Below are 16,856 nucleotides of genomic sequence, written 5' to 3'. Positions count from 1 at the left end.
GCCGAACAAACTCTGCTAGTAAAGGTATAATCGAAGACCCGCCTCTGTAAAACCCTCCCGGAAACCGACGATGAACACCGCTGCCCCGACCTATTCCCCCGCCGACGCCCAGCTGCGCGAGATCCTTGCGCGCCGCATCATGATCCTCGATGGGGCGATGGGCACGATCATCCAGCAGTACAAGCTCGACGAACAGGCCTACCGCGGCGAACGCTTCCGGGATTTCGCCGCGCCTGCCGGCAGCGGAGCACGCGAGCTGTTCGTGAAGGGGAATAACGAGCTGCTGAACCTGACCCAGCCGCAGATCATCCAGGAGATCCACGAGCGCTACCTCGCGGCCGGCGCCGACATCATCGAAACCAATACCTTCGGCGCCACCGGCATCGCCCAGGACGATTACCACATGGCGGAGCTGGTCTACGAGATGAACGTGGAGGCCGCCAAACTGGCGCGCGCCGCCTGCGCCAGGTATTCGACCCCGGACAAGCCGCGCTTCGCCGCCGGCGCCCTCGGCCCGACCCCGAAGACCGCATCGATCTCGCCGGACGTGAACGACCCGGCCGCGCGCAACGTCAGCTTCGATCAATTAGTGAGCTCTTATTACGAGCAGCTGCGCGGCCTGGTCGACGGCGGCGTCGACCTGCTGCTGGTGGAGACCATCTTCGACACCCTGAACTGCAAGGCGGCCCTGTTCGCGATCGACCAGTACTTCGACGAGCATCCGCAGACGCCGCGCCTGCCGCTGATGATTTCCGGGACCGTCACCGACGCCTCGGGCCGCATCCTGTCCGGCCAGACCGTGCCGGCCTTCTGGAACTCGGTGCGCCACGCGAAGCCGCTGACCATCGGCCTGAACTGCGCGCTGGGCGCGGCCCTGATGCGTCCCTATGCGCAGGAGCTGTCGACGATTGCCGACACCTATGTGTGCATCTACCCGAACGCCGGCCTGCCCAATCCGATGAGCGACACCGGCTTCGACGAGCTGCCGGCCGACACCTCGGCGCTGCTGAAAGAGTTCGCCGAAGCCGGCTTCATCAACGTGGCCGGCGGCTGCTGCGGCACCACGCCCGAACACATCAAGGCGATCGCCGACGTGATGGCCAAGGCCACGCCGCGCACCGTGCCGGAGGTACCGACCGCGCTGCGCCTGTCCGGCCTGGAGCCCTTCACCATCGACGACGCCTCGCTGTTCGTGAACGTCGGCGAGCGCACCAACGTGACCGGCTCCAAGGCCTTCGCGCGCATGATCCTGAACGAGCAGTTCGACGAGGCGCTGTCGGTGGCGCGCCAGCAGGTCGAGAACGGCGCCCAGGTCATCGACATCAACATGGACGAGGCGATGCTGGATTCGCAGGCGGCCATGACCCGCTTCCTGAACCTGATCGCCTCCGAACCGGACATCTCGCGCGTGCCGATCATGATCGACTCCTCGAAGTGGAGCGTGATCGAGGCCGGCCTGAAGTGCGTGCAAGGTAAAGCCATCGTCAACTCGATCTCGATGAAGGAAGGCGAGGAAGAATTCCTGCGCCAGGCCAAGCTGTGCCGCCGCTACGGCGCCGCCGTGATCGTGATGGCCTTCGACGAAAAGGGCCAGGCCGACACCTTCGAGCGCAAGACCGAGATCTGCAAGCGCGCCTACGACGTGCTGACGCAGAAGGTCGGCTTTCCGCCGGAAGACATCATCTTCGACCCGAACATCTTCGCGATCGCCACCGGCATCGAGGAGCACGACAACTACGCGGTCGACTTCATCAACGCGACCCGCTGGATCCGCGAGAACCTGCCGCATGCGAAGGTGTCGGGCGGCGTGTCGAACGTGTCCTTCTCCTTCCGCGGCAACGACCCGGCGCGCGAAGCCATCCACACCGTGTTCCTGTACCACGCGATCAAGGCCGGCATGACCATGGGAATCGTCAACGCCGGCATGATCGGCGTCTACGACGATCTCGATGCCGAGCTGCGCGAGCGCGTCGAGGACGTGGTGCTGAACCGCCGCAAGGACGCCACCGAGCGCATGATCGAATTCGCCGGCACCCTGAAGGCCGGCGGGAATAAACAGGAAGCGAACCTCGAGTGGCGCGAGGCGCCGGTCGGCAAGCGCCTGGCGCACGCGCTGGTGCACGGCATCACGCAGTGGATCGTCGAGGACACCGAGGAAGCGCGCGCTGGAATCGCGAATGAAGGCGGCCGTCCGATCCAGGTGATCGAAGGCCCGCTGATGGACGGCATGAACATCGTCGGCGACCTGTTCGGCCAGGGCAAGATGTTCCTGCCCCAGGTGGTGAAATCGGCACGCGTCATGAAGCAGGCCGTGGCCCACCTGATCCCCTTCATCGAAGAGGAAAAGGCGGAGGAGGAACGCCGCACCGGCATCGTCGCCAAACCGAAGGGCAAGATGGTGATCGCGACCGTGAAGGGCGACGTCCACGACATCGGCAAGAACATCGTCTCGGTGGTCCTGCAATGTAATAACTTCGAGATCGTCAACATGGGCGTGATGGTGCCCGCCGCCGAGATCCTGGCCAAGGCCAAGGAAGAGAACGCGGACATCATCGGCCTGTCCGGCCTGATCACGCCGTCGCTGGAAGAGATGGCCTATGTGGCGCGCGAGATGCAGCGCGACCCCTGGTTCCGCGAGCGCCAGGTGCCGCTGCTGATCGGCGGCGCCACCACCAGCCGCGCCCACACCGCGGTCAAGATCGCACCGCATTACGAAGGCCCGGTCGTGTACGTGCCGGACGCTTCGCGCTCGGTGTCGGTGGGCCAGGCCCTGGTGACCGCGGACACGCGCGACGCCTATGTGGCCGAACTGGCCGGCGACTATGAGCGCATCCGCGAGCAGCACGCCAACAAGAAGGCGCTGCCGATGGTGAGCCTGGAACAGGCGCGCGCCAACAAGGCCAAGCTCGACTACGCGCCGCAAAAGCCGAAGTTCATCGGCCGCCGCGTCTTCAAGAACGTCGAACTGTCCACCTTGGCGCGCTACATCGACTGGGGCCCCTTCTTCCAGACCTGGGACCTGGCCGGCCCCTACCCCGCCATCCTCAGCGACGAGGTGGTGGGCGAAGCGGCTTCCAAGGTGTTCGAGGAAGGCCAGGCGATGCTGAAGAAGATCGTCGATGGACGCTGGCTGACGGCGAACGGCGCCGTCGCCCTGCTGCCGGCGAACAGCGTCAACCACGACGACATCGAGATCTATACCGACGAATCGCGCAGCGAAGTCGCCTTCACCTGGTACGGCCTGCGCCAGCAGGGCGTGAAGCCGGTGGTGGACGGCGTGCAGCGTCCGAACCAGTGCCTGTCCGACTTCATCGCGCCGAAGGAGTCCGGCGTGGCCGACTACATCGGCATGTTCGCGGTGACCGCCGGCCTGGGCGCCGAGAAGATCGAGAAGCGCTTCGAAGCCGAGGGTGACGATTACTCGTCGATCATGGTCAAGGCCCTGGCCGACCGCCTGGCCGAAGCCTTTGCCGAGTACATGCACGAGCGCGTGCGCACCGACCTGTGGGGCTACGAGCCGCTGGAGAAGCTCAGCAACGAGCAGCTGATCAAGGAAGCCTATGTCGGCATCCGTCCGGCGCCGGGCTATCCGGCCTGCCCTGAGCACACGGTGAAGGCCGAGCTGTTCAAGACCCTGCAGGCCGAGGAGATCGGCATGCAGCTGACGGAATCCTTCGCCATGTATCCGGGCGCGGCGGTGTCGGGCTTCTACTTCTCGCATCCGGAGTCGAAGTACTTCGTGGTCGGGAAGATCGGGCAGGACCAGCTGGACGACATGGCGGCGCGCCGCGGGCTGCCGAAGGAAGACGTCGAGCGCTATCTGGCGCCGAACCTGTAACGCCTGAGCCGTCATTCCCGCGAAAGCGGGAACGACGTGGTGGCTACGCCCGCTTGAACTTCCACACGGCGAGCAAGCCGAATACCAGCGCAAACGCCAGCTCCACCCCCATCGCCGGCGCCACCGCCATCGCATCCATGCCGCGCCAGGTGACGGCATCGAGTCCGTCGACCGCCCAGCGGGTCGGCACCGCCATGGTCAGCTTCTGCAGCCATTCCGGGAACAGGAAGGACGGCATCCAGGCCCCGCCCAGCATCACCATGATCAGCACCGCGAACATCGCGATGCGGCGCGCCGCTTCGGGGGTCTTGCCGAAGGCCGCGATCAGCAGGCCCAGGCTGGCGGTCAGCACGCCGAAGCACAGTGCCAGGCCGAGGAAGCCCGGCAGGCTGGCGATGTGCACGCCGAACACCGCCACCGCCACCGCGAACACGATGCACAGCAGGGTAAAGGCGATGATGGCGCCGGAGGCGGCGCGCGACAGCAGCAACTGGGTCAGGCCCACCGGCGCCGCCAGCAGGCGGTTCCAGACGCCGGTGCGCTGCGCCAGCAGGATGCCGATGCCCATGTCGATGCCCATGAAGAGAATGAACTGCACGCCCATGCCGGCGAAGGCGTGGGCGTAGGCGTTGTAGCCCTGCTCCGCCGCGCCGCTGCTGAGCTGCTGGTCGCGGGTGGTGAAGGGCATGCTCAGGCCCCTGCCCGCGGCGCCGGACGCGCCGGCATCCTTTTGCGGCAGGGCCTGGAATTTCTGCACGCTGGCCAGCATGTCGCGCAAGGCGCGGCTGTCCGGGTCGGTCTGCGCTTTCGCGTCGAGCTGGCGCAGGCTGCGCTCGGTCATCTCCTGGCCCATCTTCCCGCCGAACATCTCGGCGCTCACAACCGACATCACCTGCTGGGTCAGCATGCCCTTGACCATGCCCAGCACGGCCGGCTGCGAGGGATCGTACAGCAGCGGGATCGCGGGCTTGCCGCCGTTGCCGAACAGGGCCGCGCCGGCCGCTTCGCCGAAGCCCGCCGGCAGCACGATCGCCACTTTCTGGTCGCCCTTGCGCACCGCCTTTTCCGCGGCTTCGCGGGTCATCGGCGTGATGCGCAGGTTGGGGTCGGCCTTGAGGCCGGCGGCGATCCGGTTGCCGATCTCGCTGCCGTCCTGCTGCACCAGCGCGACCTCGATCGCGCTGGTCTTGGCGCTGCCGCCGAACAGGGAGCCGAAGAAGGCCGCGATCACGACCGGCAGCACCAGGGTCATGACCAGCGCGCGGCGGTCCGACAGGAACAGGAGGATGTCCTTGCGGATCAGGGCGACGAAGGGGATCAATGAGGGAGTCAGGGCGGCGTTCATGTCAGTCGCGCAGGCTGCGTCCGGTCAGGGTCAGGAAGATGTCTTCGAGGCTGGTGCGCGCGGTGGCGAAGTGCAGCGGACGGCAGCCGGCCTGCTGCAGCCAGCCCATCACCGGCAGGGCATCGGCCGCCTGCGCCAGGCCGATGTCGATCGCGCCGCCGTTCGCGCTGAGCGAGGTGACGCCGCGCTGGCCGCGCAAGCCTTCCAGCAGCGAGGCATGGGCCGGCTCCGCCAGTTCGACCCGCAGCGCGGCCTGGGCCGCCAGCCGGCTGTGCAGCGAGGCCGGGCTTTCGTCGGCCAGCACCTTGCCGTGGTCGATGATGACGATGTGGTCGGCCAGGCGTTCCACCTCTTCCATGTAGTGGCTGGTGTAGATCAGGGCCTTGCCCTGGGCCTGCAGGGCTTCCAGGGTGTCGAAGATGGCGTTGCGGCTCTGCGGGTCGACGCCGACGGTGGGCTCGTCCAGGATCAGGAGCTGGGGATCGTGCATCAGGGCCGCGGCGATGTTCAATCGCCGCTTCATCCCGCCGGAATAGGTGGCCGGCTTGTCGCGCGCGCGGTCGAGCAGGTTCACCTGGCCCAGGACCTTGTCGATGCGATCAAGCAGCAGGCCGCCGCGCAGGCCGTACAGGGCGCCGAACAGGCGCAGGTTCTCGGTCGCGGACAGGTCGTCGTACAGGGCCAGGTCCTGCGGCACCACGCCGATCCTGCGCTTGACCGCGGCGGCGCCCGGTCCGACCCGCTCGCCGCCCAGGAAGATCTCGCCCGAGTCGGGCACGAGCAGGCCGCACAGCATGCCGACCGTGGTCGACTTGCCGGCGCCGTTCGGGCCCAGCAGGCCGACGGTCTGGCCGGCCAGCACGCGGAAGGAGACGCCGTCGACCGCCCGGCGTGTGCCGTAGGTCTTGACCAGGTTGTGCACACTCAGGAGGACGGACGACATGCTTTACACCTCCTTAGATCGCGTACCTTACGACGGAATCGGACCACTGGAACGCGGCCATCTCGAGTTCGACCATGTCGTCGCCCGATATCGCCAGCCCGCGCAGCGACGGCAGCACGCCGTCTTCCTGGCCCTCGTGGCTGTCGGGCGACTCGATGCATTCGGCCAGCCTGAGCAGCTCGCCGAAGAAGCCGCCGCGGCGCAGCAGCGCTTGCGAGACCTCGTCGCTGACCGGGATCTGTTCGACGATGTCGGCCATCGGAATGCCGAACAGGACGTCCATCAGCGACATGATGCCGACCGTGAAGGCGATCTCGGATAGGTAGCGCTGGCCGGGGCGCAGGCGCTGGGCCAGCAGCTCCATCAGGCGGCCGCGGGTGGTCGCCAGCATCAGCAGCGGGGTCTGGTTGTGGCCGCGCGTGCCCGGTTCGGCGTACAGCATGATCTGCAGCCAGCGCTGCAGCTGGCGCCGGCCCAGCACGATCAGGGCCTGGGACACCGAATCGATGCGCTGGCGCGCGCCCACCGCCGGCGTGTTCACCAGGCGCAGCAGGTTCATCGCCACCGTGACGTCGCGCTTCACGGCGCGTTCGATGTCGGCGTTGTCGACGTCCGAGGTCACCAGCTTCATCAGCTCCAGCACCGCCGCCTGCGAGGGCGACAGCTTGCGTCCGCCCAGCACCGAGGGACGGGCGAAATAATAGCCCTGGAAGTAGTCGATGCCGAGGTCGAGGCAGGCCTGGTATTCGTCGCGGGTCTCGACCTTGTTCGCCACCACGGTCTTGTCCATGCCGTGCAGGCGCGCCACCAGGGTGCTCAGGGCCGGCTGCGGCGTCGTGCGCAGGTCGAGCTTGACGAAGCGCGCCAGCGGCAGCAGCTTCTGCAGGCGCGCCGCATCGTCCATACCCTCGCCTGCACTGCCGCTATCGATGCCGTCGAGGGCGAACCGGAAGCCGTGGCCGGCCAGCTCGGCCAGGCGCGCCAGGGTCGCCTCGTCCGGCGCCACCGAAGCGGCCAGTTCGAGCACCGTGCGCTCGCGCGGCAGGAAGGCGAAGATGTCGCTGCCCAGCACATCGGCGTCGACGTTCAGGAAACAGTGGGCGTCGCCGATGGCGCGCGCCAGGCCGAGCTGGGCGGCGTGGGCAATGACGGCGGCGGTGGCGCTCAGGCCGGCGCCCTGCCCGACGTCCGCCTGGCCGAGCGGCGTGCTGCGGAACAGCAGCTCGTAGCCGAACAGGGACTGGTTACGGTCCAGCACGGGCTGGCGGCCCAGGTAGAAGTCACGCACCCGCAAGGGATGGTCGGCATGATCCTGTCTCAGGGTATCGGTCATCTCGGACTCTTCGGCAGCTTGTACACCAGGCACTTTACCCCATTCCGTCCGCCTAGTGGCTTTTAGGCATTAATTTCAAGCCAAAAACGTGACATCCTGCTCACATTCAGAAAATTCCTACACGGGCCATCCATCGATGAAGACCTTCAGCTCGCCGGGCGCGAATTCGGTCCAGGTCTCGTTGGTCGTGAGCGGCGTGGTGACGATGATGGCGACGCGGTCGTTCGGGGTCGTCACCTGCGAAAAGTCGACCGACAGGTCTTCGTCGGCCAGGCAGGCCTTGTCGAAGGGGTATTGGCGCACCACGTAGCACAGCTTGGTCGAGCAATGGGCGAACATGGCGGTGCCGTCGGACAGCATCATGTTGAAGGTGCCGTGGCGGGCGATCACGCGGACCAGCTCGCCGATCGCCGCGCGCAGGGCCGGCAGCGCGGGCGGACAGTCGCCGAAGCGGGCGCGCAACTCCTGCAGCAGGAAGCAGAAGGCCAGCTCGCTGTCGGTATTGCCGACCGGGCGGAAGGCGCCGTCGAGGGTCGGATGGAAGTCCTTCAGGTCGCCGTTGTGGGCGAACACCCAGTAGCGGCCCCACAGCTCGCGCACGAAGGGGTGGCAGTTCTCCAGCGCGACCTGGCCTTGCGTGGCCTTGCGGATATGCGCGATGACGTTCAGCGACTTGATCGGATAGCGCTTGATCAGTTCGGCGATCGGGGATGCGATGGCGGCCTGGTGGTCGACGAAATGGCGAACGCCGGCGCCTTCGAAGAAGGCGATGCCCCAGCCGTCGTGATGGGTATCGGTGCGGCCGCCGCGGTGGGCGAAGCCGGTGAAGCTGAAGACAATGTCAGTGGGGACATTGCAATTCATGGCAAGTAATTGACACATGGGCCAAGCTTACCATGGGACGCTGCCGGGCCGGTCTTGGTAAAGACGACAGGCCCGGGCCGTGCTGTTCAATGCAGGACGACCGGCTGGCTCATCAGGGTATCGTAGGAACCCAGGAACTCGTCGATCTCTTCCATCGTCGGCTCGCTCGCGATCAGGTTGTTGACGTCGCGCCGGAAAGCCTGAGCCAGTTTGCCGCCGATGAACGCTTCGCGACGGCCGGACTTGTCGACGATCTCGTAGCCGCCGAAGCGCAGGGCTTCGAGGTTGTGATCGACGCCAAATTCGACGACGCTGTACTGCTCGCTGTTATAGATCATGTTCATGATGACTCCTTCACTCGATCAGATTGGCGAAGCTTGGTGCCCGGCGGCGGGCAGCCAATGATGAATGCAATCTACTTCAATGCCGAGGTGGGGCTGTCCTGATCGATTTCAAGCTTCCGAAATGCTGAGAACGCTGTAGGCGCGGTCCTATGAAGGCGATGAGATCAGGTCGGGTGTCAGCCTTAGCAGCTGATCGTATGGCTCGGCTTGCAGCCACGATCGCAACTGATCAAGATGCTCGCTGCGGGCGACGCCGATGAAAAGGCGTTCCGGGCGCTGGCGCAGCATGCGATTCAATGTTACACGCAAAACCAGATTGCCGGTGCAGCACAGGCAACCGGGGGCAATGCGCGCGAACAGGACATCCGCGGGAAGGCTGTCGAGAGGGGAATTGCCGGGCGCGAGGCCCTCGAGAATCACAGCGGATCTTGCACCATTTTGGTGCAATTTTGACAACTGAAGCTGGTCGAAAATCGCTTGTTCGCGTACCGCTGCCGAGGAACCCGTGACCAGTGTTGCGGTCACGGGACTTGCCGCGCTCATTGAGCGGCGTTCTTCTTGCCCAGCTTGCCAGGCTCGACGCCGAGCTGCTTGAGCTTGCGGTACAGGTGGGTGCGTTCCAGGCCGGTCTTCTCGGCCACGCGGGTCATGGAACCGCCTTCGCGGCCCAGGTGGTGTTCGAAATACATGCGCTCGAAGGCGTCGCGGGCTTCGCGCAGCGGCAGGTCGAAGGACAGCGTATAGCCGTGGGCATGGGCTTCGCCATTGCCGACCGGGCGGGCGATGCCGATCGCACCGTTCGCAGGCGGCTGGGCCGCGTACATCGGGGCGCTGGGCATGCTCGGCTCGGGCACCGGGGCGCTGGCGACGGCCGGGCGCGGGGCGATGGCCGGGGCGCGCGCCACTTCCTGGGCGCGGGTCAGGCCCTGCTGCACCGCCTTCAGCAATTTCTGCAGGGCGATCGGTTTTTCGAGGAAGTTCAGGGCGCCGATGCGGGTCGCCTCGACCGCGGTGTCGATCGTCGCATGGCCCGACATCATAATCACGGGCATGGTAAGCAGGCCGTCACGCTGCCACTCCTTGAGCAGGGTGACGCCGTCCGTATCCGGCATCCAGATGTCGAGCAGGACCAGGTCGGGCGCGCCCTGCTGACGCGCGTTCCTGGCCTGCTGGGCGTTTTCCGCCAGCTGCACCACGTGGCCCTCGTCGCCAAGGATTTCCGAGAGCAGTTCCCGGATTCCCATTTCATCATCAACTACGAGTATGTTCGCCATTCTCTCTTGCCTTCCTGTCTGACCCTCACAGCCCAGATTCTATGCGCGAATCACGCTTCGGCCAAGTTCGCCTCGGGTGCTAACTTTAACAGCAAAATCGATACCGAAGCGCCAGATCCGTCCGCGCGGTTGGCGACATCGATCCGCCCCCCGTGTTCATCGACGATCTTCTTGACCATCGGCAGGCCGAGACCGGTACCCCTGGCCTTCGACGTGACATAGGGTTCGAAGGCGCGCGACAGGATCTTCGGCGCGAAGCCGGGGCCGTTGTCGACGATCGCCAGGCGCACCGCGGTGCCGGCGGCGCCGTCCGCGCCTTCATAGTGGATGGCCTCGGTCAGCACGTCGATGCGCGGCGGTCCGCCGTCGGGCGGCGGCGAATCGACCAGCGCGTCCTGGGCATTCGCAAGCAGGTTGTGGATCACCTGGCGCAGCTGGGTGGCGTCGCCCATCACGCGCGGCAGGTTGGGCGCCAGCACGGCGTGGATGACGTCGGAGCCGTCGCCGGCCAGGTAGAGGTTCAGGATCTGCGAGATCAGGTCGTTCAAGTCGAGGGGACCGAGCACCGCCGGCGGCGCCTTGGCGTAGTCGCGGAAGTCGTCGACCATGCGCTTCATGGCATCGACCTGGGTGACGATGGTGTCGGTGCCCTTTTTCAGCAGCTCGGCGCCCTGGGGGTCGAGGCGGTCGGCCAGCTTCATCTGCATGCGCTCGGCCGACAGCTGGATCGGCGTCAGCGGGTTCTTGATCTCGTGCGCCAGGCGCCGCGCGACCTCGCCCCAGGCCACCGAGCGCTGGGCCGAGATCACGTCCGAGATATCGTCGAACACCACGATGAAGCCGCTGCCCGCCCCCACCGGCAGGCGCGAGCCGCGTGCCAGCAAGGTCAGGTCGTGGTCATCGCTGGTGCCGGGGCGGCGCGGGACTTCGATCTGCTGCTGCCAGTGCGAGCGCTGGTCGCCGTGCCGGCGTCCCTGCTTGGCCGCCGACTGCGCGCTCTGCGCCGAGAAGGCCCTGGTGACGGCGCTGGCAAAGGCTTCCAGTCCCTCGATCTCGTCCAGAGGGCGGCCGGCCAGCGCGCTGGCGTCGACCTGCAGGATGCGGTGCACGGCATCGTTCGAATTGACCACCACGCCGTCGGCATCCATCACGACCACGCCGGCCGACATATTCGCCAGCACCGATTCCAGGTGGGCCTTGGCGCTCTGCAGCGCGGCGCGGTTGCGCTCGACGGCGGACCTGGCCTCGAACAGCTGGCCGGTCATGGCATTGAAGGACTGGGTCAGCGTGCCGAGTTCGTCGTTGGTCTCGACGATCGGCCGCGGCGACAGGTCGCCCTCGGCCACCGCGCGCGTGCCCTCGGCCAGCACCAGCAGCGGCTGCGCCAGGTTGCCGGCGATGAGGAAGGCGCTGCCGATGGCGGAGAAGATCGCCAGCAGCAGGGTCAGCGTGAGGGTACCGATGTACATCTTGCGCAGGCCGGTGCGCGAGAAGGCGCGGCTCTGGTAGGTGCTGTAGGCGTCCTGCAGCACCTGGGCGTTGGTGGCCAGATTGATCGGCACCGACTGGATCAGCTGCAGGTAGCGCGGCTCGGTGCCGGGCGGTTCCGGCACCGACACCACCGCGCGCAGGCGCAGGCCGGTCGCCATGTCCAGGCCGCTGGGCGCGCCGGCACCCTGGAAGTCGCGGAATTCGTGCTCGGCGCTGCCTTCGGATTGCGCATACCCGCCCGGCAGCGCGGCCTGCTTGAGCATCTGCTGGCTCGGCAGGTCGGGCGTGAGGTCGACCTGCGGATCCTCGGCGGCCGAGACCAGCACCTTCCCATCGGCCGACAGCAGCAGCGCGCTCTGCATCCCGGTCTCGCCGCTGACCAGACGGGTCAGGATCGCCCGCGCGGCGGCAGGGTCCTGGCCGGCCAGGGTGGCGGCGGTGGTGCTGGCGCTCGCGACCAGCTGGGACTTCGATTCGTCCAGCGCGGCCTGCCCCAGCTTCAGGCCCGAGTCCAGAGCGGCCTCGATCTTGACGTCGAACCAGGACTCGATCGAGTGCGACACGAAGCGCACCGAGACCATGAAGATCACCAGCCCGGGCAGGATGCCGATGCCGGCGAACAGCAGCATCAGGCGGGTCATCAGGCGCGAGCCGAACTTGCCGGCCTTGTAGCGTGCATACAGGCGCGTCAGGGCGACGATCACCAGGATCAGCAGGGCGCCGGCGACCGCGGTGTTCAGTCCCAGCACCCAGGAGTAGTTCCGGTCCAGGAAGCCCGAGTTGTCCGAGGCGGAGGCGAGCAGGAACAGCAGGATCGAGCCGATCGCGCTGCCGATCACGAGCACGTAGCGCAGGACCTGGGTCACGGCTTACTCCGCACGGTAGGTGAAGGTCTTCTTGTGCGAAGCCAGGCGCAGGTCGGAATTGTTGAAGGCATCCACCTGGAGCGGCTTCTGCAGGTATTCACGGTCCATGAACATGCGCAGGGTCACGTTGTAGGTCTCGCCGGACTTGAGGTCGCCGCGCGCGGCGAACAGCCAGGGCACCGGACGGCGGATCAGGAACAGGGCCTCGTCGAGGGTGGCGAAGCTTTGCTGCAGGCTGCCGATCACCTGCACGGTGTACTGGCGGTTCAGCAGGTCGTAGTGCAGGCGCACCGTGCGCCGTTTCGACACCGCCTTGTCGTCGTACCACCACCAGCGCGGCCGGGTCAGCTCGATCTCGGTGGTGAAGTACAGGGCCACGCCGTGCATCACGGCCTGTTCCAGGCCCGGGGTCAGGTCGAAGGAATAATTGGAGGACAGGCGGTAACCTTCATCGGAAGCCGCGATGCTGGCGCGGGTGATCTCGATCCCGTCGGCCGCCTGCGCACCGGCGCAGGCGAAGACCAGCATCAGCTGGCAGACGAACAGACGGAAAAATCGGGCAATCACTAGGGCCAGGCCTCAAAAAGCGTGTTATCGGGAGGTCCTACGCCCCTGCCTTCTGGAACAGGGCATAGAACAGACCATCATGATCCTGCCCGGCACCGCTTGTCGGAAGAAGCTGGCCCGGCGCATCGAGACGGACCGCACCGTGGCGCGCCGCGAAGGCGGCGGCCTGCGCTTCCGATTCTTGCGGCCAGAGCGAACATGTCACGAACAGCAATTTACCATCGGGCCGCAGCATCTGCCAAAGATTGTCGAGTATTTTGGTGGAAAGTGTTGCAAGTTGGTGGGTATCGCTCTTCCGACGCAACCAACGGATGTCCGGATGGCGCCGCACGATGCCCGAGGCCGTGCACGGTACGTCGGCCAGGATGCGGTCGTACTGCCGGCCGTCCCACCAGGTGACGGCCTCGGCCGCACCGGTTTTGACGGTGGCGTGCAGGCCCAGGCGCTGCAGGTTCTGGTCGACGCGCGCCAGGCGGCGGCCGTCGACGTCGAGCGCGGTCAGGTCGACATCGGCGGTCTCGAGGATGTGGCCGCTCTTGCCGCCCGGGGCCGCGCAGGCGTCCAGCACGCGCATGCCGTCGTGCAGGTCGAGCAGCGGCGCGGCCAGCTGGGCGCCGGCGTCCTGCACCGACACCACGCCCTGCTCGAAGCCGGGAATCTGCGCCACGTTCATGGCCTGGGCCAGGCGCAGGGCCAACGGGCCGACGCGCGTGGCCTCGATGCCGGCCGCGGCCAGGGTCTGCAGATAGGCCTCGACACTGGTCTTGCGCAGGTTGACGCGCAGGGTCAGCGGCGGCTGGCGGTTGCCGGCCTGGAGGATGTCCTGCCACTGCTGCGGGTAGGCGGCGCGCACCGCGTCGATCCACCACTGCGGGTAGTTCCAGCGCGCCAGCGGCTGCGGCAGCGCAGCCGCCAGCAGGGCTTCCTTCTCGCGCAGGAAGCGCCTCAGCACCGCGTTCACCATCGCCTTGGCATGCGCGAAATCGGGGTGGGCGGCGGCGGCGCCGACGGCCTGGTCGACCACGGTAAAGGCTTCGTAGGGCGGCTGGGTGCCTGCCAAAGGATCGAGCAAAGCCAGCGCCGCGCACAGCAGGCCGGCCAGCATCGGCGGCTCCGGCGATTTACTGGTCATCATGGCCAGCAGGGTCTCGCTGCGGCCCAGCTGGCGCATCGTGCGGTAGGCGATGTCCTGGATCGCGCCGCGCGCCTGCGGGGTCGCATCATAGGCATGGAAGACGTCGGACAGGGCCTGGGGCAGCGTGGTGCCGTTCCACACCCGGGCGACGCTGCTGGCCGCGCCGAGCAGGGCGAACGCGAGCGAATCGCCCTTCAGCCCGGGACGGTAATCGAGCTGGACCGGGGTCTTGAACTCATAGCTCTGGCGCAGGCGCGGCGCCTCCTCGCGGACCGGCGCCGGTGCCGGTGCGGATACCGGAGCCGAAGCGGGCGCCGGCGGGCGCGCCGGCGCGGGTGCGGGCCCCTGGCCGCGTGCACCCTGCTCCGGCCGGCCGGCCGGACGTCCCTGCTGCGGCGCACCCCGGCCCGGGCCTCCCTTGGCCTGCGGACGCGCGGGGCCAGGCTTGTTCTGTCCGGGGCGCGCGGCGCCCGTGCCGGCGGTCCTGGCCTTGGGTTTGAGGGTGAGCGTCGGGCGCTTTTCAGTCATGGCGAATGATCAATGCATAAAGACGCACATTGTAGCGGTTAAGCGTTGCGCAGGCTTAAACGAAGCTTTGGAGCAAGGGCCGGGAACGTATTCCGCCTTGCGTCAAACCAGTATAATGACCGATGTTCGCCTGGATCCAGGCCCCAACCATTTCATTTTCGACCACAGTTCATGCTCGCCCAACAAAAACAAGAAATCGTTGCCCTGTTCCAGGCCGCCCTGGCCCCGATCGTCGCCGGCACCGATTTAATCCCGAACATCGCCCTCGAGCGCCCGCGCGACCCGACCCACGGCGACATCGCCTGCAATATCGCGATGCAGCTGGCCAAGCCGCTGAAGACCAATCCGCGCGAGCTGGCCACCCGCCTGGTCGCCGCCCTCGAAGCCGATCCGAATGCCAAGGGCCTGATCGCCTCCGCCGAGATCGCCGGTCCGGGCTTCATCAACCTGCGCCTGGCCGACGCCGCCAAGCAGTCGGTGGCGCGCACCATCCTGCAGCAGGGCGAAGCCTACGGCCGCGGCGACAGCGGCGCCGGCCACCACGTGATCATCGAATTCGTCTCGGCCAACCCGACCGGCCCGCTGCACGTCGGCCACGGCCGCCAGGCCGCGCTGGGCGACTCCATGTCGGCGCTGTTCGAAGCCCAGGGCCACAAGGTCACCCGCGAGTTCTATTACAACGACGCCGGCGTGCAGATCCTGACCCTGGCCAATTCGGTCCAGGCGCGCGCGCGCGGCTTCAAGCCGGGCGACCTGGAGTGGCCGGAGTCGGCCTACAACGGCGACTACATCCAGGACATCGCCGACGACTTCATGGCGAAGAAAACCGTCTCGGCCAGCGACGGCCAGCCCGCCACCGGCAGTGGCGATACCAACGATCTCGAATCGATCCGCCGCTTCGCCGTCACCTACCTGCGCAACGAGCAGGACCAGGACCTGCAGGCCTTCGGCGTCAGGTTCGACAATTACTACCTGGAGTCCTCGCTGTACCTCGATGGCAAGGTCGAGGCCGCGGTCCAGGCCCTGGTCGACGCCGGCGTCACCTACGAGCAGGACGGCGCGCTGTGGCTGAAGACCACCGACTACGGCGACGACAAGGACCGCGTGATGCGCAAGTCCGACGGCACCTATACCTATTTCGTGCCGGACGTCGCCTACCACATCCAGAAATTCAAGCGCGGCTTCGACCAGGCCATCAACGTCCAGGGCAGCGACCACCACGGCACCATCGCCCGCGTGCGCGCCGGCCTGCAGGCGGTAAATATTGGTATCCCGCGCGGTTATCCTGATTATGTGCTGCACAAAATGGTCACCGTCATGAAGAACGGCGAAGAGGTCAAGATCTCCAAGCGCGCCGGCTCCTACGTGACGGTGCGCGACCTGATCGAATGGTCGGGCAACGGCGACGTCACGCGCGGCCGCGACGCGGTGCGCTTCTTCCTCATCTCGCGCAAGGCCGATACCGAGTTCGTGTTCGACGTCGACGTCGCCCTGGCCACCAACGACGAGAACCCGGTCTACTACGTGCAGTACGCCCATGCGCGCATCTGCTCGGCGCTGGCCAACTGGGGCGGCGACGTCGCCAGCCTGGCGAACGCCGACCTGTCGCCGCTGACCCAGCCGCACGAAGCCAGCCTGCTGGCCAAGCTGGCGGCCTACCCGGAGATGCTGCAGCGCGCCCAGGCCGAACTGGGCCCGCACCAGGTCGCGTTCTACCTGCGCGAACTGGCCGGCGAGCTGCACAGCTACTACTTCGCCCACAAGTGGCTGATCGAGGACGACGAAGCGCTGAAGCTGGCGCGCCTTGCCCTGGCCACCGCAACCCGCCAGGTGCTGCGCAACGGCCTGGCCCTGATCGGCGTCTCGGCACCGGAGAAGATGTAAGTCCATGACCGCTTTTCGCACCCGCACCATCCGCGCCGTCGCGCGCCAGCGCGGCAGTACGCTCACCGGCCTGATCATCGGCCTGATCGTCGGCCTCGGCATCGCCGTCGCCGTTGCCCTGACGATCACCAAGGGCGCCTCGCCGTTCACCGAAAAGGCCGCCAAGACCGGCCGTCCGGCCGACCCGGCCCCGGGCCAGGCGATGGATCCGAACAAGCCGATGTACGCCAACCGCGAGGCCGTGCGCGAGGCGAACAAGGAAGTCACCGAGAAGGCCGCGGCGCGTACCGCCGCGCCGGCCAAGCCGGCCGAGTCGGCGGACCCGCTGGGCCAGGCGATCGCCAGCATGGAAGCGAAACCGGCGGCCCAGCCGGCGGCGCACGACAGCCATCCGCTGGCCGTGCCCGCCGCCGCGCCGGCCTCGCACGCCGTGCCGGCCGCCCC

The 16,856-nt window shown here is 67.0% G+C and carries 12 protein-coding genes and 1 pseudogene; 3 read left to right on the top strand and 10 right to left on the bottom strand.

The window, feature by feature from the left end:
- Nucleotides 1–70 precede the first annotated feature (70 nt).
- Nucleotides 71–3,838, top strand: coding sequence for a methionine synthase (metH, locus tag AC1DOP_RS24315; RefSeq protein ID WP_442124041.1), 3,768 nt, complete (start codon nucleotides 71–73; stop codon nucleotides 3,836–3,838).
- 43 nt (nucleotides 3,839–3,881) lie between these two features.
- On the opposite strand, the gene AC1DOP_RS24310 is transcribed toward metH, so the two are convergent.
- The 10 genes from AC1DOP_RS24310 to rsmB form a co-directional block, all read right to left on the bottom strand.
- Complete coding sequence (locus AC1DOP_RS24310) at nucleotides 3,882–5,183, bottom strand: ABC transporter permease (RefSeq protein ID WP_442124042.1); 1,302 nt, start codon at nucleotides 5,181–5,183, stop codon at nucleotides 3,882–3,884.
- Between the two features lies 1 nt (nucleotide 5,184).
- The gene (locus tag AC1DOP_RS24305; protein ID WP_442124043.1) at nucleotides 5,185–6,126 is read right to left on the bottom strand and encodes an ABC transporter ATP-binding protein; all 942 of its coding nucleotides are present in this window, start codon (nucleotides 6,124–6,126) and stop codon (nucleotides 5,185–5,187) included.
- A gap of 13 nt (nucleotides 6,127–6,139) precedes the next feature.
- Complete coding sequence (locus tag AC1DOP_RS24300; RefSeq protein WP_442124044.1) at nucleotides 6,140–7,459, bottom strand: EAL and HDOD domain-containing protein; 1,320 nt, start codon at nucleotides 7,457–7,459, stop codon at nucleotides 6,140–6,142.
- Between the two features lie 117 nt (nucleotides 7,460–7,576).
- Nucleotides 7,577–8,341: a class II glutamine amidotransferase gene (locus AC1DOP_RS24295; protein ID WP_477253833.1), complete on the bottom strand. Its 765-nt coding sequence runs from the start codon at nucleotides 8,339–8,341 to the stop codon at nucleotides 7,577–7,579.
- Between the two features lie 68 nt (nucleotides 8,342–8,409).
- Nucleotides 8,410–8,667, bottom strand: a complete 258-nt coding sequence (locus AC1DOP_RS24290; RefSeq protein WP_047827039.1) for a BTH_I0359 family protein — start codon at nucleotides 8,665–8,667, stop codon at nucleotides 8,410–8,412.
- Nucleotides 8,668–8,814: 147 nt separating this feature from the next.
- Nucleotides 8,815–9,192, bottom strand: a complete 378-nt coding sequence (locus AC1DOP_RS24285; RefSeq protein ID WP_442124046.1) for a P-loop NTPase family protein — start codon at nucleotides 9,190–9,192, stop codon at nucleotides 8,815–8,817.
- Nucleotides 9,193–9,206: 14 nt separating this feature from the next.
- The gene (locus AC1DOP_RS24280) at nucleotides 9,207–9,941 is read right to left on the bottom strand and encodes a response regulator (protein ID WP_442124047.1); all 735 of its coding nucleotides are present in this window, start codon (nucleotides 9,939–9,941) and stop codon (nucleotides 9,207–9,209) included.
- A gap of 50 nt (nucleotides 9,942–9,991) precedes the next feature.
- Entirely contained in the window at nucleotides 9,992–12,298 is a 2,307-nt protein-coding gene (locus tag AC1DOP_RS24275) for a sensor histidine kinase (protein WP_477253830.1), read from the bottom strand.
- Nucleotides 12,299–12,301: 3 nt separating this feature from the next.
- Nucleotides 12,302–12,865, bottom strand: coding sequence for a DUF4390 domain-containing protein (locus AC1DOP_RS24270; RefSeq protein ID WP_442124049.1), 564 nt, complete (start codon nucleotides 12,863–12,865; stop codon nucleotides 12,302–12,304).
- A 37-nt stretch (nucleotides 12,866–12,902) separates the two neighbouring features.
- Nucleotides 12,903–14,528 carry a 16S rRNA (cytosine(967)-C(5))-methyltransferase RsmB gene (rsmB, locus tag AC1DOP_RS24265; RefSeq protein ID WP_477253828.1) on the bottom strand — a complete coding sequence of 542 codons (1,626 nt, stop codon included), beginning with the start codon at nucleotides 14,526–14,528 and terminating at the stop codon, nucleotides 12,903–12,905.
- 171 nt (nucleotides 14,529–14,699) lie between these two features.
- On the opposite strand from rsmB, the gene argS reads away from it, so the two are divergent.
- Complete coding sequence (gene argS, locus AC1DOP_RS24260; RefSeq protein WP_442124051.1) at nucleotides 14,700–16,412, top strand: arginine--tRNA ligase; 1,713 nt, start codon at nucleotides 14,700–14,702, stop codon at nucleotides 16,410–16,412.
- Nucleotides 16,413–16,416: 4 nt separating this feature from the next.
- Nucleotides 16,417–16,856: pseudogene (locus AC1DOP_RS24255) on the top strand (SPOR domain-containing protein); the annotation flags it as partial.

The sequence above is a fragment of the Massilia sp. 01N410 genome (assembly GCF_056399665.1).
Note: the sequence above shows the minus strand (reverse complement) of the source record. Positions and strands in the feature narration are given on the sequence as shown.

Excerpts from the sequence above, each read along its gene's own strand:
- AC1DOP_RS24305 (WP_442124043.1), bottom strand. The coding sequence starts at position 6,126 with ATGTCGTCCGTCCTCCTGAGTGTGCACAACCTGGTCAAGACCTACGGC.
- AC1DOP_RS24280 (WP_442124047.1), bottom strand. The coding sequence starts at position 9,941 with ATGGCGAACATACTCGTAGTTGATGATGAAATGGGAATCCGGGAACTG.
- AC1DOP_RS24290 (WP_047827039.1), bottom strand. The coding sequence starts at position 8,667 with ATGAACATGATCTATAACAGCGAGCAGTACAGCGTCGTCGAATTTGGC.
- AC1DOP_RS24300 (WP_442124044.1), bottom strand. The coding sequence starts at position 7,459 with ATGACCGATACCCTGAGACAGGATCATGCCGACCATCCCTTGCGGGTG.
- AC1DOP_RS24310 (WP_442124042.1), bottom strand. The coding sequence starts at position 5,183 with ATGAACGCCGCCCTGACTCCCTCATTGATCCCCTTCGTCGCCCTGATC.
- metH (WP_442124041.1), top strand. The coding sequence starts at position 71 with ATGAACACCGCTGCCCCGACCTATTCCCCCGCCGACGCCCAGCTGCGC.
- argS (WP_442124051.1), top strand. The coding sequence starts at position 14,700 with ATGCTCGCCCAACAAAAACAAGAAATCGTTGCCCTGTTCCAGGCCGCC.
- rsmB (WP_477253828.1), bottom strand. The coding sequence starts at position 14,528 with ATGACTGAAAAGCGCCCGACGCTCACCCTCAAACCCAAGGCCAGGACC.
- AC1DOP_RS24295 (WP_477253833.1), bottom strand. The coding sequence starts at position 8,341 with ATGTGTCAATTACTTGCCATGAATTGCAATGTCCCCACTGACATTGTC.